Raw genomic sequence first — 23866 nt, 5'->3', positions numbered from 1 at the left:
CGCCCTCCCGGCGTCGGCGCGCCCATGGCGGGCTATTGTGTGAGTATTAATCCCGAGCGGTCGCCACCGCACTTACGACATAGGTCGTAGGCGGCGGCGAACCGTCGCTTTTTCAGGGCTTTGCGGCGTAGAGCGCGTGGTGCGTCAGGATGAAAAGCGTGCGCTTGTCGGGGCCGCCGAACAGGATCTGGAGCGGCCGGTCGGGCACGTCGATCCGGCCCGTTTCCTTGCCGTCGGGGCCGTAGACGAAGATCTGGCCATTGGCGACGAACACCCTTCCCTGCCCGTCCACTGCGACGCTCTCGCCGCCACGATTGGCGAAGGGCTTCAGCGCCGTCAGCGTGCCGCCTGCGCCCACCGTTCCGCTATAGGTGATATTTTCCGACGCATTGGTGACGAACAGGCGATCGCCGATCTTGCCGGAAACGAAGCCATTGGCGTTGAGGCCATCGGACCAGCGCCAGCCGGTATGGTCGATCGGCCCCTGCTGCCAGACGCGGAAGGCCGGCAGGGACAGGCTACCGTCGGGGGAGAGATATTCCCTGGCCTTGGGCGTGCCGACATCGCGGGCGAACATTTCGGCAAGGGTGGTGAACTCGTAGGTCTTGGGGTCGAGCTGGTCGCGAAACTCGCCATTATTCCACCAGTTGACCGGCAGCAGCGTCTTTGCCGTGCCACTGCGCACCGGAGTCGGCTGGATCAGCGTCAGCGCGTCCTTGGGGCCAGCCGGGTCGAAAGAATAGGCGCCGCCCTTCGCGCCGAGCGAGGACAGGACCATGACATGACCCGAAGCGTCGATGGCGAGATTGACCGGATCGAGCGCATGGTCGCGGACGATTTCCAGCCCCTTGCCCTCGCTCCAACGGTGGATGCGCTGGAAGCGGCGATCGATGAAATAGAGCGCCCCCTGTGCATCGACTGCCGCGCCGGAGATGGACCAGAAGCCATCCTCCAGCTTCTCGACCTTGGTGCCGGACGGTGCGACCGCCGGGACCGCGCTACCGGCCGGGCCGATATCCAGAGCAGCGAACTCGCGTTCGCGCACCAGCAGCTTGCGGCTGACATCCTCGATCGCATTGTCGAACGGATATTTGCTGGCCCGCAGGAAGGTGCCGCAGCCTTCATCGTCGCAGGTGGCATAGCCGCTCTCGCCATTCACATGGACGTTGCGGAAGCGGATATTACCCGAATTGGTGATCTTCACCGCGCTCTTTTCCGGCGCATAGGTACGGGTGACGCGATAGCCATGATAGTTGGCGAAGAGCAGGTTGCTGCTATTGCGGATGTCGAGCGAGATGGCGTCGGGGCCGTCATCGACCTCCTGCTCGGTCTGGGGCGCCAGGAACTCCCAATTATGGACGTTATCGAGCACGAATTCATTGCGGGCATGATGTTCGACCGACATTTCATAGACATGACCGGGCGTGTCGGTGTCGGTGATGTAGAAGCCCGCCTGGGCGAAGCTGTTGGGACTCCAGACGTCGGCGAAGGTGCCGCCGCCGCCGTCCGTCACCCAGATGCTGGGATATTGGGCATCAAGCCGGCTGTCGGTGACCGGATCGCCGGTGTTGACGCGCAGCGTGCCGAGCATCTTGCCGTCGGCGGTGGGCGTGCCGCCGCCGCCCATGATCTTGACGTCCTCGACCAGGCTCTGTTCGCCCGAACGCCAGAGCAGGGCGGAAGCGCGCGGGTTCACCCGGCCGGTGAAGAGCCCGAGGCCCGAGAGGATATTGTCGCCACCCTTGCGGCTTTCGAGGATCGGCAGGACCGCGCCGAGGCCGGCATGTTTGGGGTCGTTGTCGGGAATGAAGAGCTGGGTGATGGCCGGGTGCAGGCCGATGAGGATGCTGTCCGGGCGCAGGGTCAGCTTGTCCGTCACCTTGTAGAAGCCGGTCGGGAAATAGAGGATGCGGTTGGCGTCGATCGCCTTTTGCAGGGCGGCGGTGTCATCCGCCTTGCCGTCACCGACCGCGCCCAGGGTGCGGACATTGACCCACTGGTCCATCGGCGGCAGGTCGCGGATCGCGGGCGCGCGCGGCTCGGGCATGGCGGAGAGCGGCTGGATGTCGGCGGTGGTGGCGTATTCGCCCGTGTGGCCAAGTGCCGGGACAGCGAGGCCATAGGAGAAATTGGCGACCTTATAGGCCTTGCCCTTGCCGTCGATCGTCTTGCCGCTGTCGCGGAAGCGGGCGAAGACCGGGCTGTTGACGACAAGCGCATTGTCGAAGCCGACCTGGGTGAAGACATTCTTCTCGTTCGAGATGACGACGCCGGCCTTCGACACATTCTCGAACCGGACATCCTTGCCCCAGAGGCTGTCGCTGTAGCCGCGGTCGATCTCGATCCCGACCGGCGTGTTCCTGATCGCGACATTGACGAGGGTGAGGTCGACCTCATGCTCGCGGATCGCCGCGTCGCGCTGGCCGTCGAAGGTCGAATCGAGCAGGGTGAACTGCCAGGCGGGGGAGGTCTTTTCGGTGACGATGCCGTATCGGCCGCCCTGGAAATGGACATTCTCGATCACGTTTCCGGCCTGATAGACGCCGGCAAAGGCGGTGCCGAGGCGGAATTCCATATGGCTCAAGAAAGCATGCTGGGCCATGCGGAAGCGCACGCCGGCGGCGGCCGGATTGCCCGCACCGATCTCGATATCGACATTGCTCATCGACGAATAGAAGGTGCCCGAATTGGCGTCGCGAACGATCTTGTCGCGAGGCACGACGGTCGGCACCGGGACCGGCACCTTGCCGACCTGATATTGATCGCCGCCAGCGAAGATCACCATGGTCGACACGCCCTGCTGGAAGCCGGGGGTGTTGGCGCCAAGCAGCAGCACCGGGCGGGTCGGGCCGACGCCATAGACGCGCACGCCCGCCGGCACGATCAGCGAGCGGGTGATGCGATAGGTGCCCGACGGCAGGAAGACGATGCCATGGCCGGTCGTATCGCGGGCCTGGTCGAGCGCCTGCTGGATCGCGGCGCTGTCGTCGGCACGGCCGTCGCCGACCGCCTTCACCGTCACCGCATGGGGCTCGGCCGGTGCCACGGGGAAAACCGAGGTCGTCGCGGCGAAGGCCGGTGCGCCAATGCTTGTTGCCGCCAGCAAAGCCGCGATCATGCTGCGTCCGATCATGTCCGCCTCCCATCCTCATTTTTATAGATGGTGCATGGCTAGGGGAGCGGTCGCGGCTTGGCACTTGCGACAAAGGTCGTAGTTTTCCTGTGGGGTGGCGCGGCCTTATAGCGGGAAAACCAATCCCCCTGCCCCAGCGACCAAGGACGCCCGCTTGCCGATTTCCGCCGACCCTGCCCCCGTTTCGCCCAAAGCCGTGGGACGCGCCGTCATCGTCATGGGGGTGAGCGGCTGTGGCAAGTCGACGCTGGGCGCGATGCTGGCGCAGGCGCTGGACTGCCCCTTCCTGGAGGGCGACAGCTATCATTCGGCGGCGGCGGTGGAGAAGATGCGTGGCGGGGAAGCGCTGACCGACGAAGATCGCTGGCCCTGGCTCGACCGGCTGGGCGCGGCGATCGCGGGCACGGTGGCTGCGCAAGGTGTGGCGGTTGCCGCCTGCTCCGCATTGAAGCGCGCCTATCGCGACCGGCTGCGCGCGGCGATCGGCGTGCCGGTGCATTTCATCCTGCTCGACAATGACCGCGACGAACTGCTGGCGCGACTGGGCAACCGGCCGGGCCATTATATGCCCGCCAGCCTGCTCGACAGCCAACTCGCCACGCTGGAACCGCCGCTGCCCGAGGAAGGGGCGATGATCCTGACCACCAATGTGCCGGCGACCGAGTTGCGCGACCGGGCGCTGGCCTGGCTGGGATAGGGTCACACCGACGCGACAGTTGAAAGTTCATAGTGTCGATAGCCAGCGCTGGCGGGCCGAAAATGGGCGCAATGCGCCTGTTACGCGCCGACGAAGCGACAGTGGCGCTACACTGACGCTCCTTTGACGCGACAGTCAGGCGACAGTGAAGCGACAGCAAGGCGACAGTCGGACCGGCGCCGGGCGGCGCGCGCGACGCCGAATAGCGAACCGGCAAAAGGCGTGATGTCGGAAGAGCGGCCTGTTTCATCCGGCAGGATAGATCAGAGAAAGGCCAAGTAGGAAAGCGCCGCCAGACGACCGCAGGCGACCGAGAGCAGCCCTAACCTTCATCGTCACCCTGAACTTGTTTCAGGGTCCATTTCTCCCAATAGAGCCATGGCCTGTTGGGCCTGATGGATGCTGAAACAAGTTCAGCATGACGGGAAAGAGATGGCCGCTAACCACCCCACTCCGTCATCCCGGCGCAGGCCGGCATGACGAGATAGGGGAGCGTCCGCAAACGAGCGGTAGTGATCGGCTCCTCCCGTGACTGGAGGAGCCGATGCCCGCATTGATGGCTTTGCCCGCAGGTTCAGCGATAGCGGCCCATCGTCACCTTGAGCCAGACCGGCTTGTCGATGATGTTGAGGCCATAATCGGTCTGGTCGCCGTTCCAGATGCGATCGAAGACCCAGTTGTCGCCTTCGAAATGACCTTCCTCGACCTTGACGATCATGCCGTTGGCCGGGGCGCCTTCGCGCGAGCCGAACTGGACGCGGACATGGTCGCCGGTGAAGAGAAATTCATTGGCCGACAGTTGCGCCACGACCATGCCGCCGACCATCGCCTTGTCCCAGGCCGGGGTGTCGGCATTGGGGAACCATTCGCGCTGGCCGAACTGCCACTGGCCAAAGCTGGCCGTGACCGTCCAGTCGCCCATGGTGGTGCTGAGCGGCGTGCCGTCGTCCGGCCGCGCCGCGCCCCAGGTCGGATGGGCGAAGGCGATCTTGGCCCAGGGACGCATGGCCGCGCCGAGTACGCCGAATTTCGAGGCGAAGGCGTGGATGGTCGCATCGTCGAAGCTCTTGGCGCCGAGCGGATAGTTGAAATAATCGGCATCATCCATGCCGAAGGGCGCGAAGCCGATCGCGCCGCGCCCCAGCGCCGACCAGAAATAGCGGGCATATTCGGCGGCATTGCCGATTTCCGGCACCATCAGCGCATTGTCGGGCCGGGTGTAGAGATCGAGATGCTTGAAGACATTGCGGCTGCCCCGGTCATAAATGTCGGGCGCGGCGAGATCGAGCGAGGGGGCCGCCGCCTTCCAGATGTCGATCACGTCGCCCTGCGGCCCGCCGCTCGACACGGTCATCGGATCGACCGGCTTGTAGGGATCGGTCAGCGAGGCGTTCACATACATGGGCAGCGGCTTGATCGCCTTGCCCGCCTTGGCCAGTTCCTCGATATAGCGGGCGGTGTACCAGGTGTTGAAGCTGCGGTCCGCGGTATCGCCGAACACGCTCTTCCAGTTGCCCGCCGGCTTCCTGAGCGCGCGGGTCAGTTCGGCCGGGACCGGGCCGTCGAACAATTTCTGCGCGGTGGCGCTGAAGTCGCGGGGATTCTGGTAGCTGCCGACCTCATTTTCGGGCTGCACCATGATCACCGTATTCTGCGCATCATGATCGCGCACATAGGTCATGAGCTTCAAAAAGGCGCGCTTGTCCGCCGCCAGCGTGGCCGCGCCATGGGGCGAGAGCACGCCATGATCCTTGCCATCGGCGGTCTTCATGCGCGGGAAGCGGCGATTGTCGAGCTTCACCCAGTCGGGGGTATAGGCAAGGCCGGTATTCTTCCAGGCGCCGAACCAGAGGAGGACGATGCGCTTGTCATGGGCGCGGGCCTCGTCGAGCAGGGTCTGGACGAAGCTGTAGTCGAACTGGCCTTCCTTGGGTTCCAGCTGTTCCCAGGCGACCGGCACTTCGACCGTATTGGCATGGATGCTGTCGAGCCGGTCCCAGACCTGCTTCAGGGGGGTGGCATAGTTGCTGCTGTTATTGACCTGGCCACCCAGCATCAGGAAGGGCGCGCCATCGACGATCAGGGCGTGGCGGCCATTTTTGCTCTCGATATGCGGCACTTGTCCGCCATTCTGAGCCAGCGCGGGAGTGGCGAGCAGCATGGCGCCCGTGAGCAGGGGAAGAAGATTGCGCATCAGATCGGGTCTCTCAGGGCTGTTCGTCTAGGGAAAATATGCGGGTGGCGGCGGTCCATTTGGCGCCGGGGACGGACCAGGGCAACGGCCGCTGGACGCCGTCCATCTGCGCTTCCCAGGCCTGCACCGCCGGATCGGCGGCGTCGGCCGCCGCCTTGGCCGCCGGGTCGAAATCCGGGCCGGTCTCCATCAGCATGACCAGCCGGTTGCCGCTGCGATAGATGTCCATCGCCCGGATATCGGCAGCGCGGATGCTGGCGCCGATGGCCGGCGGCAGCGCGCCGGACGCATGCCATGCCTCATATTGGGCGATGGCGGCCGCATCGTCGGCGAGGTCGATCAGCAATACATGACGCATCACATCACCCAGCCGCCGTCGATCACATGGACCGCGCCGGTGGTGAAGGCGGCATCGTCGCTGGCGAGATAGAGGACCAGGCCGGCAATCTCCTCCGCCTTGCCGAGGCGTCCCATCGGCTGGCGCGCGACGAAGGCGGCCTGGGCGGCTTCATAGTCGCCGGTGTCGTGCAGACGCTGTTGCAGCGAAGGCGTGTCGACGGTGCCGGGGCAGATGCAGTTGCAGCGGATGCCCTGCCCGACGAAATCGGCGGCGACCGCCTTGGTCAGGCCGATCACGCCCGCCTTGGTCGCGCCATAGGCGAAGCGGTTGGGGATGCCCTTCACCGAGCTGGCGATCGAGGACATGTTGACGATCGCACCCGCGCCCTTTTCCACCATGCCCGGCAGGAAGGCCGAGATGGTGTGATATTGGGCGGTCATGTTGAGCGCGACGGCGAAGTCCCAGTCGGACTGGCTGCATTCGAGGATATTGCCGGCATGGACGACGCCGGCAATGTTGGCGAGGATGTCGATCGGGGCGATGTCTGCGGCGAGCGCGCGCACGGCGGCACCGTCAGTGACGTCGAGGGCAAGGCGTTCGCAGCCCTCCAGCCCGTCAAGCGCATCGAGATCGCGGTCGGTGGCGAAGACACGCGCGCCCTCCGCCACGAAACGCTCGACCGAGGCGCGGCCGATGCCGCGGGCGGCGGCGGTGATGAGTGCGGTCTTGCCGGCGAGGCGGCCGTTCTGCGGGGCGCTCATGCGCGCGCCACCATCGGCAGACATTCGGGACCGATGGGATCGAAAGCCTTGTAGGTCAAAATAAACTCCTGATGGCCCAGTTGTTCGGAAAGGCTGCGTTCGCCCGCCGCGACGGCGAGGATCGCGTCATAGATTTCCTGGCCGACCTGATCGAGGGTCGCTTCCCCCTCCAGGATGCGGCCGGCATTGACATCCATGTCGGCGGCCAGGCGGCGGCCGGTTTCGGGATTGGCGCAGATCTTGATGACCGGCGAGATCGCCGATCCGACCACCGATCCGCGCCCGGTGGTGAACAGGGTGACATGCGCGCCGCAGGCGATCAGTTCGACGATCTCGGCATTGTCGGAGATATTGGGGAAGCCGAAGCGCGGCTCGCCATCGGGCACGACGTCGAGCAGATAGAGGCCGCCCATTGGCGGGATATCGCCCGGCTTCAATATGCCGTCGATCCGCGAGCTGCCCGACTTGCTGTAGGCGCCCATGGATTTTTCCTCCTGGGTGGTGAGGCCGCCTTCGGCATTGCCCGGCGCGAAGCTGCCAAAGCCCATGACGGTATAATAGGCCTCCGCCTTCTGCACGCAGGCCTCGATCGCGGCGGCGAGTTCGGGCGTGGCGGCGCGGTCGGCCATGATCTTCTCGCAGCCGACCAGTTCGCCCGTCTCCTCGAAGATGCAGGCCGCCCCTTCCGCTACCAGCCGGTCGAAGGCGCGGCCGACCGCCGGATTGGCGGTGATGCCGCTGGTGCCGTCCGACCCGCCGCAGATGGTGGCGACGACCAGTTCCTCGACGCCCATCGGCACGCGCTCGACCGATGCGATCTGCGCCCGCACCCGTTCGACCGCTTCCAGCCCGGCGGCGATGGTGGCGGCGGTGCCGCCCTTTTCCTGGATCACCAGCAGTTCGGCCGGACGGCCGCTCGCCTCCACGACGGCGCGCAGTTTCTCGCGGTTGAAGCTTTCGCAGCCGAGCGAGACGATGACGAGGCCGCCGACATTGGGATGGGTGGCGATCGCCTCCATCACCTTGGCGGCATAGGCATTGGGATAGCAGCCGGGGAAGCCGATCAGCTGGACATCGGGGTCATCGGCCTTGTCGACGATGCGGCGCGCGACATGGTGCGCGCATTCGACCAGATAGGCGACGGCGACGACATTGCGGATGCCCTTGCGCCCGTCGGAACGGAGCCAGCCCTGGATCATGCGCCCTGCTCCAGCGCGGTGCGGGTGTGGCTGCTGATATAATCGCTCTTCATATTGTGCATATGGACCCATTGGCCAGCCGCGACCGGCGCAGTCATCGAGCCGATCGGCGCGCCATATTTGATGACCTTGTCCCCCTGCGCCAGCGCCACACGGGCGATCTTGTGGCCGATCGCGATGCCCTCGCGCGCGGGGATGGTGCCGCCGGCGACGGGCAGGATATCGCCCGCCTCGATCGCGCTGACGCAGATCAGCACATTGTCGTCGGGGTGCAGCAGGATGAGGCGGCTGTCATGTTCAAGCATGGCTGTGGGCCTTGGCAAGAGGATGGGCACGGGCGGCGGCGTCGAGCGCCGGCCAGAGCGTGTCGGGGATGGAGGCGCCCAGGCGGGCGATCGTGTCATGGACCTGATCCGCGCCGACCAGGCCGGGGATCACGGCCATGACCTGCGGGTGGCGCAGCGGAAATTGCAGCGCGGCGGCGGGCAGCGCGACGCCGGCGTCGCGGCAGAGCGCCGCCATGGCCTGGGCGCGGGCGAGGATCGCCGCGTCCGGGGCGGCATAGTCGAAATGGAGCGGGCCGCTGAGATCGCGGGCGAGGATGCCGCTATTATAGGGGCCGCCGACGATGACCCGCACATCGGCGCTGGCGCAGCGGTCGAGCAGTTCCTCCGCGCCGCGATCGAGCAAGGTGTAGCGGCCGGCGATCAGGATCGCGTCCAGCTCCACCCGATCGAGCAATTCGTGGCAGATCGCGACTTCGTTCACGCCGATGCCGATCGCCCCGATCGCGCCGGCGTCCCGCAGGTCGCGCATCGCCCGATAGCCGCCGTCGAGGAAGGCGGCGAGATGATCATCATGCGCGTCGCCATGGGTCAGGCGGCCGATATCATGGGCGAGCAGCAGGTCGATCCGGTCGCGGCGCAGGCGCTTCTGGCTGCTCTCGAAGGAGCGCAGCACTGCGTCATGGCCATAATCGAAATGCGGCTCGAACGGGTCGGCGTCGACGAAGCCATGGCGTTCGCCCTGCGCATCGGTGGGCCGCAGCAGACGGCCGACCTTGGTCGAGACCCGCGCCCTGCCCTGCGGGTCATGCTCGGCAAGCGCCGCCCCCAGCCGCCGTTCGGCAAGGCCAAAGCCATAATGGGGGGCGGTGTCGAAATAGGCGATACCGGCGGCAAAGGCGGCATCGAGGGTGGCGCGCGCCTGCGCATCGCTGACGACGCGATAGAGATTGCCGATGGGCGCGGTGCCCATGCCCAGGGTCGGGAAATCGATCATGCGGCGGCTCCCTGCGTGACGCGATAGAGACGCGCGGCATTGTCGGCGAAGATGGCGCGATGCGCCGCGACCGGTAGCGATGCGCGGGCGAGGTCGAGCCAGGCGGCATAGTCGGACGCGAGCGTCAGCACCGGCCAGTCGCTGCCCCAGAGCAGGCGTTCCGGGCCGAACAGGGCGAGCAGTTCGGCGATGAAGGGAGCAGCCGCGCCCTCCCCTGCCCCCGGCGCCAATTCGGTAAGCAGGCCCGACAGCTTGCAGGCGACATTGGGGCAGGCGGCGAGATCGGCCATGGCGGCGCGCCAGTCGGCCGGGATAGTATCGCCCACCAACGGCTTGGCGGCATGGTCGATGATGATGCTGAGGTCGGGCTGTCGCCGGGCCAGCCGGGCGAGCGAGGCGAGATGTCGCGGCCGCACCAGTGCGTCGAGCACCAGCCCGTGGCGGGCCAGTGCCGCGAAGCCGGGCGCCAGCGCCGGATCGTCGAAACAATCGGGTGCGCGGCCCTGCATCATCGGTCGGATGCCGACCAGTGGGCCGGCAACCTGCATCGCGGCGACGCGAGCGGCGACATCGCCAGTGAGGTCGACCCAGCCGACGATACCAGCGATGCGATCGGTTTCGGCGGCGAGTGACAGCAGCCAATGGGTGTCGGCCTCTGATTCCTGGCTCTGCACCAGGATCGCGGCGTCGACCTTGTTGGCATCGAGCTGCGCGAGCAGATCATCCAGCCCATAGTCGCGATGGATCGCCGGCAGGTCTTCGCCGGGCCAGCTGCAATCGTTGCGGCCGAGCTGCCAGAGATGGACATGAGCGTCGATCATGCCACCCCGCCCTTGCCACGCATGCGATGGGCATAGGCCGCGACCACCAGGAAGCAGAGTGCGGGCACCACCATTGCGGCGTTGATCGTGCCGGCCATGTCGGAAATCAGGCCCATGAGCGCGGTCAGCACCGCGCCGCCGATGATGGCCATGACGATCATCGACGCGCCCGGCTTGGTCAGCGGGCCGAGGCCGTCGAGCGAGAGGACGAAGATGGTCGGATACATGATCGACATGAAGAAGCTGGCGGCCACCAGCGCGACGACGCCGGGCAGGCCGAGCCAGATCGAGCCGACCAGTGCGAGGCCGAGATTGACGAGCGCGAACAGCCGCATCAGCCGCGCACCATCGAAGCGGGAGAGCAGCGCCGCGCCGGCAAAGCGGCCGGCCATGAACAGGCCGAGCGACAGGGTCAGCAGCCAGGCGGCATGCTGGGCGGTGATGCCCGGCAGCGCCGCCTGCGCATAGCGGATGAGATAGCTCCAGATGCCGACCTGGGCGCCGACATAGAAGAATTGGGCAGCAACCCCGGCCAGATAGCGCGGACGACGCAGCAACTGGCGATAGCCGGCCAGCGGCGAGGCGGCGCCGGCATGGCCCTCCACCGCCGCCTTCGGGAAGGGTGTGCGCGCGAGCAAGGCCGCCCAGGCCAGCACGACCAGCGCGATCAGCAGATAGGGCAGGCGCACGGCCGAGGCGGCAGCGGCGCCCTGTGCCGGGGCATCGGACAGGATCAGCGTTGCGCCGAGCGCCACGCCGGTGATCGAGCCGAGCGGATTGAATGCCTGGGCGAGATTGAGGCGACGGGCGGCGCCGGCGGCATCACCCAGCACCGCAACCATCGGGTTGGCGGCGGTTTCGAGGAAAGCCAGGCCACTGGCGATCACGAACAGGGCGAACAGGAAGAAGGGATAGCTGACCGCGGCGGAGGCCGGCAGGAACAGCAAGGCGCCGAGCGCGAACAGCAGCAGGCCGAGGATCACCGTCGCCTTGTAGCCGAAGCGCTGCGCCGTCAGCGCGGCGGGAATGGCGAAGCAGAAATAGCCCAGATAAAAGGCCGACTGGACCAGGCCCGAAGCGAAGTCCGAAAGGGCGAAGGCGTGCCGGAAATGGGCGATCAGCACGTCGTTGAGATTATTGGCAAGGCCCCAGAGGAAGAAGAGGCCGATCGTCAGCATGACCGCCATCTTTGTGGCGCCGCTATCTTCCTGTCTGTCTACCCTGGCATCTGCCTGCATCACCCATCCTCTCTATTGGCGAACATGGCAGGCCCGTCCCTGTTGGGATCGGGCCTGCGCAGTCGGGGGAGGTTATACGCCTCCCATGCGGATCAGTAGGTCAAACGCGCCGTGATGCTGACACGGCGATCGTTGACTACCGACGACTGGGGACGGCTGGAAATACCATAATAGGTCCGGTTTTCCGTATTGGTCAGGTTCACGCCGTCGATGGTCAGGCCGAAATGATCGTTGACGGTGTAGGTCAGCGACGCATCAACCTGCCCACGGGCCGCGTTGAAGATCGGCAGGTTGCCGCTACCATTGCCGCTGGTGGTCACGACATATTTGCTGCGCCAGTTATAGGCAACGCGCGCCGACAACGGCCCCTTGTCGTAGAAACCGATCAGGTTGTAGCTGTACTTGGACAGTTGCTCCAGCGGCACGAACAGCTGGTTGCCTTCATTGTCCGTCGCGCCGGGGCTGGGTGCCTTGCTGTCGACATAGGTGAAGTTGGCCTGCACGCCGAAGCCCGACCACAGACCCGGCAGGAAGTCGAAGAAGGTGTTGCCGCCAACTTCGAAGCCCTTGATCTTGCCATTGTCGCCATTGACCGGGCGCGACACCTGATAGGTGTAGCTGTTATCGCCGAAGGTGTAGGTTTCCGGCGTGGTCACATTGGCGATGAAGCCGTCAACCTTCTTGTAGAAGGCCGCCGCATAGACCGACCCGGTGCGCGAGAAATAATATTCCAGGCTGGCATCAAGCTGCTTGGCCGTCAGCGGCTTCAGATAGGGGTTGCCCGACGAAGAGGTACGCTGCGCACCGGTCGGGTTCAGCTCATAGATGATGATGTTCGGATTGAGCTGGGTGAAGTCCGGACGGCTGAGTGCTTCGGATGCCGCCAGACGCAGTTGCAGCCGGTCGGTCAGGTGGAAGTTCAGGTTCAGGCTGGGCAGCGCCTTGGTATAGCTCGAATTGACGTTGATCGCCTGATAGTTGATCGGACCGTTGGCCGGCAGGCCGTTATCGTCGGTGATCTCTTCCGAATAGCCCTGGAAGCCCGAGGTGCCGACCTTGGTCTTCACCACGCGGACGCCGATATTACCTTCGAACGGCACGACGAAGCCGTCGGACCCGAACTTGGCCAGCGCATAGGCGGTATAGGTCTTTTCGCTCTGCGTGTTGCGATCGCTGGGCTGATAGCCCACGCCTTGCAGCAGGGCAGCGGAATTGGCGGTATAGGGCGCCAGCGCCGCACGGGTCGCATCATAATCCAGCACCGTGTTGCGATCGAAGAAGACCGCACCGGCGGGCACATTCGCCTTGCCGCGATACAGATCGCTGAAACTGTGAACTTCCAGCAGGCTCGCCGGCAGCGCGCTCAGACCATAATAGGCATAGGTGCTGCTGTCAGTGACGGCCGAACGATCGGTATAGCGCGCGCCAACCTTGATCGACCGCAGGAAGCTGTCGTCGAACTTATATTCCGCGTCCAGTCGACCTGCATATTCGGTGCCGACCGAATGTTCGATATGATCGAGATAGCCCGCACCCGATGCATAATTGGCAGGATCGCCAACCAGACCATTGCCGTTCGAAGCATCATTGTCAGGCGTGATGATCATCGTCGGCACACCGTTGCCGACTTCCTGATACAGACGCTCGGCCGTGGAGGAGAGGATCACGATCGAGCGCTGACCGTCGGTAACACCCTTGATATACTGGAAATCGCCGGTGACAGACAGGTGATCGGTCGGCTTCCACTTGGCGTTGAACGAATAGTCGCTCGTCACCGAATGGCGCGTTTCCAGGCTGGTGTTCGAATTGATCGGCACATTGACGAAGGTACCGCTGCGGAAATTGCCGTCTTCGTCATAGGTGAAGGGCGCCGAATAATCGGGGATGATGTCATTGTCGCCGGTATAGGCGAAGAAGCTGTAGTCACCGTAACGGAACTTGTAATCCGACCGGACATATTCGGCGGTCAGTTCCAGCGTATCGCTGGGGCGCCACTGGACGGCGGCATCAATGCCCAGACGGCGACGATCGCCCAGATACTGACCGATGCCCACGCCATGCGCGAGATAGGTCGTCTGGCCAGTGCGGCCAAGACCGCTGAGAACGGCGGCATCCGCTGCATCGCTGGGATCGAGCAGATAGAAGGGCTGGCTCGAAACCTGGTCCTGACGGAAGGCGGTCTTCTGATAGCCGACGTCGACCATGACGCCGATTTCACCGATGCCCGTGTTCCAGCGATCCGACAACAGCAGGTTCGCCTGCGGCTGCGACTTGCCATACAGGTCATAATAATTGTTCGACACGCTGGCCGATGCCTTGAACCCGTCAAAGTCGAACGGCTTGCGGGTGCGCAGGTTGATGAGGCCGCCAATGCCGCCCTCGATCAGGTCGGCCGACGGGTTCTTGTACACGTCGACGCCAGCGAGCAGTTCGGAGGGCACATCCTCCAGGCTCAGATTGCGGCCGCCATTGGCAGTGAAGACGTCGCGACCGTTGATTTCGGTGCGAACCTGGCTGAGGCCGCGAATGGCGACAGAGGAGCCTTCGCCGTAGCTGCGCTGAATCTGGATGCCGGTGATGCGCTGCAGCGCTTCGGCGACGTTCCGGTCGGGCAGCTTGCCAATGTCTTCGGCGACGATCGAGTCGACGATCACGTCGCTGTTGCGCTTGATCGACTGGGCGCTGGAAAGGCTGGCGCGGACACCGGTGACAACGATGCCATCTTCGGACGCAGGAGCATCGCTCGACTGGTCCGCAGCCACATCCTGGGCGTACGCCTGCACGCTGCATCCCAGCATGACGCTGGCGAGCGAGATACCGGCGAGCAATTCCGCACGCGACGGCACGTTAAAATTCTTGAACATTTGGTCCCTTCCTCTCCCCTGGCCCCTGGTCGGAGCACTGATCGATTCGGCGCCGCGATGCCGCGGCAAAAACATATTCCCCTGCCGTGATATTTCCCTATTGGGAGCGATACCAACGCGGCGCCCTATTACTCTCCGTTTCCAATTTGTGAAATATAAAAATTGATTTCACCTGTAGATGGTGTGTAGGGAAGGACCAACAGATGATGGCGCTACCAAAGGCGAGATAGCGCCCGATTGGTGAGGGGATCGGGATGGAAGGCAAGGCGCGCTACCAAGCGCCGGCCCTGAAGAAAGGGCTGGAAATTCTGGAGCTTCTGGCCGGTTCCAGCGAGCCGCTGATCATGTCCGACATCTCTGCCGCGCTTGGCCGGTCGGTCAGCGAGATTTTCCGCATGCTCCAGGTGCTGGAGGAACATGGCTATATCGCCCGCGCCGAGGATGGCTATCGCCTGACCAACCGGCTGTTCACCCTGGGCATGAGCCAGCCGCCGATTCGCGACCTTGCCTCGACCGCCCTGCCGGTGATGCAGGAACTGGCGCGCCAGGCCGGGCAAAGCTGTCACATGGCGGTGGTGTCGGGCGCGGAAATGGTCGTCATCATCGCGATCGAGGCGCCGGGCCTGTCCGGCTTTGCCGTGCGCGTGGGCTATCGCCGGCCGCTGCACCGTTCCAATTCCGGCCGCATCCTGCTCGCCTTCCAGTCGCCCGAAAATCGCGAAGCGATGCTGAAGGACATCCGGGCCGCCGACCATATGATCGAGGAACTGGACTTGGTCGCGCGACTGGACGCCGCCGTCGCGGCGGGCGGCGCGGTGTCGCCCAGCCCGATGCTGACCGGCATCACCGACCTGTCGGCGCCGATCTTGGTCGGCGGGATCGCCCGCGCATCGCTGACCATGCCCTTTGTCGACGGCGCCGCCAACCGGGCGAGCATCGAGCAGTGCAATGATCTGGTGCGCGCCGCCGCGCAGGCGATCGGCGCGGCCATGTCGCCGATCAAGGATGCGCCGTCCCGCGCCACCGCCATGGAGGAAGAGCAATGACCCTGCTGGATCGCCGCAGCGCGCTGATCGCCGCCGCCGGCCTTGCCGCCCTGCCCGGCCTTGCCGCCGCGCAGACGACGACGGCCGACGAGGTGATCGAACTATGGCCCGGCACGCCGCCCGGCGACACGCGCGCGCGGATCGTCCGCAAGATCGACGACCAGTCGAAAGACCCGGCCAAGCCGGATCGCTGGGTGACGGGGATCGCCCGCCCGGTGCTGGTCGTGCGCCGCCCTGCCCGCCCCAATGGCGCGGCGATGCTGGTGGTGCCCGGCGGCGGCTATGGCTTCCTGTCCTATGACAATGAGGGCACGAGCCAGGCCGCCTGGCTCAACGAACAGGGCATCACCGCCTTCATCCTGCTCTATCGCCTGCCCGGCGAAGGCTGGGCGCAGCGGCAGGATGTGCCGTTGCAGGATGCCCAGCGCGCGATGCGACTGATCCGCGCGCGGGCTGTCAATTTCGCTGTCGACAAGAGCCGCGTCGGCGTGCTCGGCTTTTCGGCCGGCGGCCATCTGGCGGGATCGCTGGCGACGCGCCATGGCGAGCGCGTCTATGCCCCGGTCGATGCCGCCGATCGCGAAAGCGCGCGGCCCGATGTCGCCGGCCTCATCTATCCGGTGGTCAGCCTGGACGCGCCCTTCACCCATGGCGGGTCGCGCGACATGCTGCTGGGTGAAGGCGCCAGCGCCGGTATGCGCCGGGCGCGATCGGTGGAGATGCGGGTGGACGCCGACACGTCGCCCATCTTCCTGGTCCATGCCAGCGACGACGGGCTGGTGCCGCCGGCCAACAGCATCGCCCTGTTCCAGGCGATGGAGGCCGCCAGGCGCCCGGTCGCGCTCCATATCTTCGAGGATGGCGGCCATGGTTTCGGCACGCGCCTGCCCAGGACGATGCAGGCGTCAGCCTGGCCCGGCCTGTTCATGACATTCGCCACCAAGCAGGGATTGCTGGCGCAATGAAGACAGCGCTGTCGATAGGCCTGCTCGCGCTTGTCGCCAGCGCTGCGTCCGCGGCACCGGACTCCTATCAAAGCTCGCCCGAACGCCGCACCGTCGCGGAAAAGGATTGGGGGCCATGGCTCGGCCCGTTCCGCGCGAAACTGGTGCCCAGCCTGATGCAGGATTTTGGCGAACGCTATCTTTACGCCCCGGCCAATGCCGCGCTGCCCGCGCCGAAACCTGGCGAGCAGCGCGTCGTGTTCCTGGGCGATTCCATCACCGATCGCTGGAACCTGGCGGCAAGCTTCCCCGGCAAGCCCTATGTCAATCGCGGCATCGGCAGCCAGGTGACGGCGCAGATGCTGCTGCGCTTCCATCAGGATGTCGTGGCGCTGAAGCCGAAGGTCGTGGTGATCCTGTCCGGCATCAATGACGTCCAGGGCTTCCTGCAACAGGAAAGGCCCGAGCAGATCGAGGCCAATTGGGAAGCGATGGCCGACATCGCCACCGCCCATCATATCAGGGTCGTGTTCGGATCGATCCTGCCGGTCAACAACTACACGGATGCGGCGAAGGATGTGGTGGCGGAGCGCGAGCCGGCCGAACTGGTCGCGCTCAACCAGTGGCTGCGTGCCTATTGCGCGCAGCACGGCCATGTCTTTGCCGATTATCATGCCGCGATGGTGGATCAGAATGGCCTGATGGCCGCCATCTATACGCAGGACGGCGTGCATCCGCTGGACAATGGCTATGCCGTGATGACGCCGATCGCCGCCAGGGCGATCGCGCAGGCGCTAGGAACAAGGAAATGAGGACGACGATGCTGCGTTTCACCGCCCCCCTTCTCGCCGCCGCCTGCGCAATGGCGCTGGCCGTGCCGGCCCTCGCCGAAACCAAGGTGCCGGGCGATCCGCATGCGAACGATCCGGTCGGCATCGTCGCCGATCCCTGCCCCACCCATGAAAAGCCCAGCGACGAGGCCGGCTGGAAGCTGTGGAACCTGCACATGCTGACCCGCGATTTCGGGCAGCTCTGCCGCTATGCCGCCGCCAACAAGGCGATCGAGGGCCAAAAGGTCCGCGTCGTCTTCATGGGCGATTCCATCACCGACAACTGGATCAACCTGGACCCGACCATGTTCCAGAACGGGCTGGTCGATCGCGGCATCAGCGGCCAGACGACGCAGCAGATGCTGGTGCGGTTCCGCAATGACGTGATCGCACTGAAGCCGCAGGCGGTCCACATCATGGCGATGACCAACGATATCGCCGGCAATACCGGCGCGGCGACGATGGAAACGGTGCTGGGCAATATCCAGACCATGGCCGACCTCGCCCGCGCGCACGGTATCAAGGTCATCATCGCCTCCGTGCCGCCTGCCGCCGCCTTCCCCTGGAGCCCCGGCATGACGCCCGCGCCGCAGGTCGCCGCGATCAATAAATGGCTGGCCGACTATGCCCGCGCCAATGGCTTCACCTTCGTCGACTATCACAAGGCGATGGCGCAGCCCGATGGCGCGATGAAGCCGGGCCTGTCGAGCGACGGCGTCCATCCGACCAGGGAAGGCTATGCCATCATGCGCCCGCTGGCCGAGGCCGCGATCGCCAAGACTTTGGGGGAAAAGTGATGCAGGATTTCGGACGCCGATCCTTCCTGGCGGGCGCGGCTGCGCTGGGCCTGGCCAATGCCGCCCGCGCGGCCAGCCCTATGGGCACCGCCAAAGGCCCGGTGCAGGCAAGCTGGCCCTCGCTGGTCGACAATTACCGCTATCCCGACTGGTTCCGCGACGCGAAGCTGGGCATGTGGTCGCACTGGGGCCCGCAATCGGTGCCGGCGCAGGGCGACTGGTATGGCCGCTTCATGTATATGCAGGGCCACCCGATGTACGAGCACCACCTCAAGACCTACGGCCATCCGTCGGTCGCGGGGATGAAGGACATCCAGAATCTGTGGACCGCCGACAAATGGGATCCCGATGCGCTGATGGCCAAATATCAGAAGGCCGGCGCGAAATATTTCATGGCGCTGGCCTGCCATCACGACAATCTCGATTGCTATGACAGCCGCTACCATGCCTGGAACAGCCTGCGCGTCGGGCCGAAGAAGGATATTGTCGGCATCTGGGAAAAGGCGGCGCGCAAGGCCGGCCTGAAATTCGGCGTGTCGAACCATGCCGCCCATGCCTGGCACTGGTATCAGCCGGCCTATGGCTATGATCCGGTCGGCCCGCAAAAGGGCGTGCGTTACGACGCGTACCGGCTGCGCAAGGAAGACGGCAAGGGCCAATGGTGGGACGGTCTCGACCCGCGCGAACTCTATACCGGCGGCCATGCCGTGCTGCCCGACGGCATCGACACGATCGAGGCGATGGACAAGTGGCACGACGTCCATAACGGCCAGTGGATCGAGACCGGGCCGAAGGACGACCCGGCCTATGTCACCCGCTGGCTGCTGCGCCAGACCGACCTGGTCGCGAAATACAAGCCCGACATGGTCTATATGGACGATCATGAACTGCCCTTCGGCCCGGTAGGGCTGGAAGCGGCGGCGGACTATTATAACCGCTCGATCGAATGGCACGGCAAGATCGACGTGGTCATGACCGGCAAGCAGCTGAAACCCTATGCCCGGTTCGGCATCGTCCAGGATGTCGAGCGCGGCTATACCGACCATATCTGGGACGAGCCCTGGCAGACCGATACCTGCATCGGCGACTGGTTCTACAATATCGCCCGCCTGACCGACAAAAGCTACAAGAGCGCCGAGCAGGTGATCCAGCGGCTGGCCGATGTCGTGTCGAAGAACGGCAATCTGATGCTGTCCATTCCGCAGCCCGGCGATGGCTCCATCGACAGCGAGGCGGAGAAGATACTGGACGCGATGGCCGGATGGATGGTGCATGGCGGCGAGGCGATCTTCGGTTCGCGGCCGTGGAAGCGCTATGGCGAAGGGCCGACCCAGGCGATCGTGGGCATGCAGAATGAGGAGAAGGCCAAGCCCTTCACCGCGCAGGACATCCGCTTCACCACCAACAAGGGCGCGCTCTATGCGCTGTTCCTGGGCAAGCCGGCCGGATCTACGACCATCCGCTCACTGGCGCGCGGCCAAGGGACTGGCACAATCGAGCGGGTGACGCTGCTCGGCGGCGGCCAGCTTGCCTTCCGTCAGGATGGCGCGGGCCTCCACTTCACCATGCCGCACGGCATCGATTTCGTCCCCGCCGTCCGCATCGACGGCCGGGGTCTGGTTTAATGCAAGTACAGGGAATGACTGGGATGATCGCAAAGGGCTTCAAGGCAAGACTGGCCGGGATCGCATTGGGTGCATCCTGCATCGCCATCGCCGCACCGGCACTGGCCGCGCCGATGGCGCTGCTGGATCGCAATGGCAGCCGGGTCGCGATCGAACCCTATGCCCCCAATATCGTGCGCGTCACCATCGCAATGGACCCGGACCTGGCGCAGGCGGCACCGGGCGAAGGCCCCAATGCCAAGGCCGATGCCAGCGGCTGGACCCATAGCAGCGACGCGACCGGCGATATCTTCACATCTTCGGCGATCTCGCTGACCATCGATGCCCAGCCCTGGCCCGGCGCGCCGACGCAGATGCAACGCTATTTCGCGCCGGCCCTGCCGCCGGTCAGCCTGTCGGTGAAGGATGCCAGCGGCACCGTCCTCACCAAGATGACCGGCTGGGAAATGGCGCCCGTGACCGTCAATGGCGAGAAGACCTTCAAGGTCGGCGCCAGCTTCGACGCGCCGCTGGACGAGCATTATTACGGCCTGGGCCAGAACCAGGAAGGCTATATGGATCTGCGCGGCAAGCAGATCGACTGTTCGCACAGCTATGACGCGCCGGCCGGCGAGACCGTCTGCGTCCCCTTCCTGGTCACCAACAAGGGCTATGGCATCGTCTGGGACAATCCGGCGCGCACTTTGGTGTGGCCGGGCCTGCACAGCTCGACCCGTTTCCAGAGCCAGGTCGGCGAACGCGTGTCCTTCTTCGTCATCACCGGCAAGACCACCGACGAGCTTTATGCCGGCTATGCCAAGCTGACCGGCGCGACGCCGCTGCCGCCCAAGGCCGGTTTCGGCCTGATCCAGAGCAAGGCGCGCTACGAAAGCCAGAAGGAGCTGCTCGACGTCGCCAATGGCTATCGCCAGCGCAACCTGCCGCTCGATATCATGGTGCTCGACTGGTTCTACTGGACCCGCATGGGCCAGCTCGACATCGACCGCACCTATTATCCCGATCCCAAGGGGATGAACGACCAGCTCAATGCCATGGGCATGCGGTCGATCATCAGCGTGTGGCCGCGGTTCGAGCGCGAAGGCCGCTATTTCGAGTATCTCAAGTCCAAGGGCTGGTTCCTGAAGGACAAGGACGGCAATCCGGTCGACGGCCTGCCGATGCGGTCCGACCGGGCCGGCGCGCTGATCGACAGCACCAATCCGCAAGCCCGGGAATGGTTCTGGGGCAAGCTGCGCGACAATATTGCGAGCCAGGGCTTCGACTGGTTCTGGCTGGACGAGACCGAGCCGGATCTGGTGCCGGACGGCTATTTCTATTCGATCGGTTCGGGCGACCGCTATCATAACCTGTTCCCGCTGGTGCATACGTCGGGCGTGGCCGAAGGCTCCGAGCGCGACCGCCCCAATTTCCGCAACATGATCCTGGCGCGCGCCGCCTATCTCGGCTCGCAGCGCAATGGCGGCCTGTTCTGGTCGTCGGACATCAAGTCGACCTGGGAAGCGCTCGACCGGCAGGTGCCCGCCGGCCTCAACTTCACCGCGTCCGGCCTGGCCTATTGGGGCAGCGACATTGGCGGCTGGCAGTGGCCGAGCGGTCCGAAGGCGCAGCATCCGGTGCTGCTCGATCCGGCCGGCATGACGGCGGCGGGTGCGGACTATACCGATTATCCCGAGCTGTTCGTGCGCTGGTTCCAGTATAGCGTGTTCACGCCGACGCTGCGCATCCATGGCCAGCGCCCGGACACGGAATTGTGGACCTATGGCAAGGCGGCCGAGCCGATCCTGGCCGACTGGCTGCGCCTGCGCTACACGCTGATCCCCTATATCTATGCGCTGGGCCGCCACACCTATGACACCGGCGCGCCGTTCATGCGTGGCCTGTTCATGGACTTCCCGAACGATCCCAAGGTGTCGGACATCGGCGACCAATATATGTTCGGCCCCGCCTTCCTGGTCGCCCCGGTGACCAAGCAGGGTCAGACCAGGCGGTCGGTCTATCTGCCCGCCGGCACCGCCTGGTATGATTATTGGACCAACCAGAAATATGAGGGCGGCCAGACGATCGAGGTGGATGCCCCGATCAACCGCATGCCGCTGTTCGTGAAGGCCGGTTCGATCGTGCCGATGGGCGTGCAGGTGAAGAGCACGGCCGAGAAGCAGGCCCTGGAGAGCATCCGGGTTTATCCGGGTGCCGACGCGCGCTTCACCCTTTATGACGATGACGGCAAGACCAATGATTATCGCAAGGGCGGCATGAAGGCCGAACTGGTCTGGGACGACAAGGCAAAGACGCTGACGAGCAAGACGAAGCTGCCCACCGGCCAGGCCATCAGCGGCCTGGTGCAGATCGTCGGTCAATAAGGAGACAAAGAAGATGACGGGTATCAATCGCCGCGAACTGGGCCTGGGCCTGGGCGCCGCCGCGCTGGGCGCGGGCCTGGCCGGCAGCACCGGTGCGAACGCGCAGGCCGCAGCGGCGGCCGCCGGCGCGCCGCAGGGCAGCCTCGCCTTCCCCGCCGACTTCCTGTGGGGCTGCGCCACCGCATCCTATCAGATCGAGGGCGCCGTGAACGCCGATGGCCGCGGCCAGACCAACTGGGACGTGTTTTCCCACACGCCCGGCAAGGTCGCCAATGGCGACACCGGCGACATCGCCTGCGACAGTTATAACCGCTATCAGGACGATATCGCTCTGCTCAAGGCGCTGGGCGTCAAGGCCTATCGCTTCTCGATCGCCTGGTCGCGCATCTTCCCCAATGGCCGGGGCAAGCCCAATGCCAAGGGGCTGGACTATTATAACCGTCTGATCGACGGGCTGCTGGCGGCGGGCATCACCCCGCATGTCACCATGTTCCACTGGGATCTGCCCCATGCCCTGCCGGGCGGCTGGCAGAATCGCGACACCAGCTACGCCTTTGCCGATTATGCCGGCTACACCGCCGGCAAGCTGGGCGACCGCGTCAATCACTTCATGACGGTCAACGAACTGCGCTGCTTCACCGATTTGAGCTACATGACCGGTGGCAAAGCGCCGGGCCTGAAGCTGCCGATGAAGGAAGTGAACCAGGTGCGCCACCATGGCGTGCTGGCCCATGGCCTGGGCGTGCAGGCGATCCGCGCGGCGACCAAGTCGGGCACGCAGGTCGGCATTGCCGACAATCCCAACATCTATGTCCCCGCGATCGAGACGCCCGAGCATATCGAGGCGGTGAAGAAGGCCGTGCGCGAGGAGAACGCCATGTTCCTGACCGCGATCATGGAAGGCCGCTATATCGACAGCTACCTGACCGCGCAGGGCAAGGATGCGCCCGTGGTCAAGGAAGGCGACATGAAGCTGATCGGCGCGCCGCTCGATTTCCTGTCGGTCAATGTCTATACCGGCAATACCGTCCGCGCAGACGAGACCGCGCCGTCGGGCTACAAGATCCTGCCCCATCCGGGCCAGGCGCCGCGCATGCCCTCCCCCTGGCTCTATGTCACGCCGGAGGTCATCTATTGGGGGATGCGCGCCATAGCCGAGAACTGGAAGCCCAAGGGCCTCTATATCTCGGAAAATGGCTGCTCGGCCGACGATACGGTCGCGGCGGACGGAAAAGTCTATGACACCGACCGCGTCATGTATCTGCGCAATTACCTCACCCACCTGCAGCGCGCGACCCGCGAGGGGCTGCCGGTGAAGGGCTATTTCGTCTGGAGCCTGATGGACAATTTCGAGTGGGAGGATGGCTATACCAAGCTGTTCGGCATCCACCATGTCGACTTCAAGACCCAGAAGCGCACGCCCAAGCTCAGCGCCGACTGGTATCGCGAACTGGTGCGCACCAACAAGCTGGTGTGACCCGAGCGCCGCCGCCATCCCCTTGCGGATGGCGGCGGCGACCTAGGGCCAATCGCCATTCAGCCCTGACGGCCTGCAAATGGCGGTTCTCCGTGCTTCCGGTGCTCACGTACTTTAAGTACGCTGCGCTCCGGGTCACGGAAAACCACCATTTTCGTCACGTCATCATCTGAATGGCGATCGCCCCTAAAATTCCACGCCATATCGACATATGGCGTCGCATGGGCATTATCCCCTCGCATTGCAGGCCGCTGACTCG

At 64.9% G+C, this 23866-nt stretch carries 18 protein-coding genes; 8 read left to right on the top strand and 10 right to left on the bottom strand.

The features are described from left to right. Nucleotides 1-112 precede the first annotated feature (112 nt). Nucleotides 113-3133, bottom strand: coding sequence for a glycosyl hydrolase family 28-related protein (locus CG471_RS00625; protein ID WP_099229868.1), 3021 nt, complete (start codon nucleotides 3131-3133; stop codon nucleotides 113-115). Between the two features lie 154 nt (nucleotides 3134-3287). On the opposite strand from CG471_RS00625, the gene CG471_RS00620 reads away from it, so the two are divergent. Beyond that, nucleotides 3288-3830: a gluconokinase gene (locus CG471_RS00620; RefSeq protein ID WP_099229866.1), complete on the top strand. Its 543-nt coding sequence runs from the start codon at nucleotides 3288-3290 to the stop codon at nucleotides 3828-3830. Between the two features lie 574 nt (nucleotides 3831-4404). Here the strand turns inward: CG471_RS00620 and CG471_RS00615 are convergent. From CG471_RS00615 to CG471_RS00575, 9 genes are all read right to left on the bottom strand, one after another. Beyond that, on the bottom strand, nucleotides 4405-6024 hold the full coding sequence (locus CG471_RS00615; protein ID WP_099229864.1) for a DUF5597 domain-containing protein: 1620 nt from the start codon (nucleotides 6022-6024) through the stop codon (nucleotides 4405-4407). A gap of 13 nt (nucleotides 6025-6037) precedes the next feature. Continuing rightward, nucleotides 6038-6382 (bottom strand): L-rhamnose mutarotase, encoded by a 345-nt coding sequence (locus tag CG471_RS00610; RefSeq protein WP_099229862.1) that lies wholly within the window; start codon nucleotides 6380-6382, stop codon nucleotides 6038-6040. Continuing rightward, nucleotides 6382-7149 carry an SDR family oxidoreductase gene (locus CG471_RS00605; protein WP_099229860.1) on the bottom strand — a complete coding sequence of 256 codons (768 nt, stop codon included), beginning with the start codon at nucleotides 7147-7149 and terminating at the stop codon, nucleotides 6382-6384. Before CG471_RS00605 ends, CG471_RS00610 begins: the two co-directional genes overlap by 1 nt. After that, complete coding sequence (locus tag CG471_RS00600) at nucleotides 7122-8324, bottom strand: UxaA family hydrolase (protein WP_099229858.1); 1203 nt, start codon at nucleotides 8322-8324, stop codon at nucleotides 7122-7124. Before CG471_RS00600 ends, CG471_RS00605 begins: the two co-directional genes overlap by 28 nt. Next, complete coding sequence (locus CG471_RS00595) at nucleotides 8321-8629, bottom strand: UxaA family hydrolase (RefSeq protein ID WP_037520171.1); 309 nt, start codon at nucleotides 8627-8629, stop codon at nucleotides 8321-8323. Before CG471_RS00595 ends, CG471_RS00600 begins: the two co-directional genes overlap by 4 nt. Then, entirely contained in the window at nucleotides 8622-9605 is a 984-nt protein-coding gene (locus CG471_RS00590) for an aldo/keto reductase (protein WP_099229856.1), read from the bottom strand. The genes CG471_RS00595 and CG471_RS00590 overlap by 8 nt, the downstream gene beginning before the upstream one ends. Beyond that, on the bottom strand, nucleotides 9602-10426 hold the full coding sequence (locus CG471_RS00585; RefSeq protein ID WP_099229854.1) for an amidohydrolase: 825 nt from the start codon (nucleotides 10424-10426) through the stop codon (nucleotides 9602-9604). The genes CG471_RS00590 and CG471_RS00585 overlap by 4 nt, the downstream gene beginning before the upstream one ends. Continuing rightward, entirely contained in the window at nucleotides 10423-11604 is a 1182-nt protein-coding gene (gene fucP / locus CG471_RS00580; protein ID WP_257211363.1) for an L-fucose:H+ symporter permease, read from the bottom strand. The genes CG471_RS00585 and fucP overlap by 4 nt, the downstream gene beginning before the upstream one ends. Nucleotides 11605-11756: 152 nt before the next feature. Further along, entirely contained in the window at nucleotides 11757-14528 is a 2772-nt protein-coding gene (locus CG471_RS00575; protein ID WP_099229850.1) for a TonB-dependent receptor, read from the bottom strand. A gap of 254 nt (nucleotides 14529-14782) precedes the next feature. On the opposite strand from CG471_RS00575, the gene CG471_RS00570 reads away from it, so the two are divergent. The 7 genes from CG471_RS00570 to CG471_RS00540 are packed head-to-tail and all read left to right on the top strand — an operon-like array spanning nucleotide 14783 to nucleotide 23607. Then, entirely contained in the window at nucleotides 14783-15574 is a 792-nt protein-coding gene (locus CG471_RS00570) for an IclR family transcriptional regulator (protein ID WP_099229848.1), read from the top strand. Continuing rightward, nucleotides 15571-16539: an alpha/beta hydrolase gene (locus CG471_RS00565; protein ID WP_099229846.1), complete on the top strand. Its 969-nt coding sequence runs from the start codon at nucleotides 15571-15573 to the stop codon at nucleotides 16537-16539. The genes CG471_RS00570 and CG471_RS00565 overlap by 4 nt, the downstream gene beginning before the upstream one ends. Continuing rightward, entirely contained in the window at nucleotides 16536-17330 is a 795-nt protein-coding gene (locus CG471_RS00560; RefSeq protein WP_099229844.1) for a GDSL-type esterase/lipase family protein, read from the top strand. The genes CG471_RS00565 and CG471_RS00560 overlap by 4 nt, the downstream gene beginning before the upstream one ends. A gap of 8 nt (nucleotides 17331-17338) precedes the next feature. Further along, a complete protein-coding gene (locus CG471_RS00555; RefSeq protein ID WP_099229842.1) occupies nucleotides 17339-18145 on the top strand; it encodes an SGNH/GDSL hydrolase family protein in 807 nt (268 codons plus the stop codon). Beyond that, complete coding sequence (locus tag CG471_RS00550) at nucleotides 18145-19770, top strand: alpha-L-fucosidase (RefSeq protein ID WP_099229840.1); 1626 nt, start codon at nucleotides 18145-18147, stop codon at nucleotides 19768-19770. The genes CG471_RS00555 and CG471_RS00550 overlap by 1 nt, the downstream gene beginning before the upstream one ends. Before the next feature lie 23 nt (nucleotides 19771-19793). Further along, complete coding sequence (locus tag CG471_RS00545; RefSeq protein ID WP_099229838.1) at nucleotides 19794-22130, top strand: glycoside hydrolase family 31 protein; 2337 nt, start codon at nucleotides 19794-19796, stop codon at nucleotides 22128-22130. Nucleotides 22131-22143: 13 nt separating this feature from the next. Continuing rightward, nucleotides 22144-23607 carry a GH1 family beta-glucosidase gene (locus tag CG471_RS00540; protein WP_099229836.1) on the top strand — a complete coding sequence of 488 codons (1464 nt, stop codon included), beginning with the start codon at nucleotides 22144-22146 and terminating at the stop codon, nucleotides 23605-23607. Nucleotides 23608-23866: the final 259 nt, after the last annotated feature.

It is taken from the genome of Sphingobium sp. IP1 (assembly GCF_002708645.1).
In the GTDB taxonomy this organism is placed as follows: Bacteria; Pseudomonadota; Alphaproteobacteria; order Sphingomonadales; family Sphingomonadaceae; genus Sphingobium; species Sphingobium yanoikuyae.
Note: the sequence above shows the minus strand (reverse complement) of the source record. Positions and strands in the feature narration are given on the sequence as shown.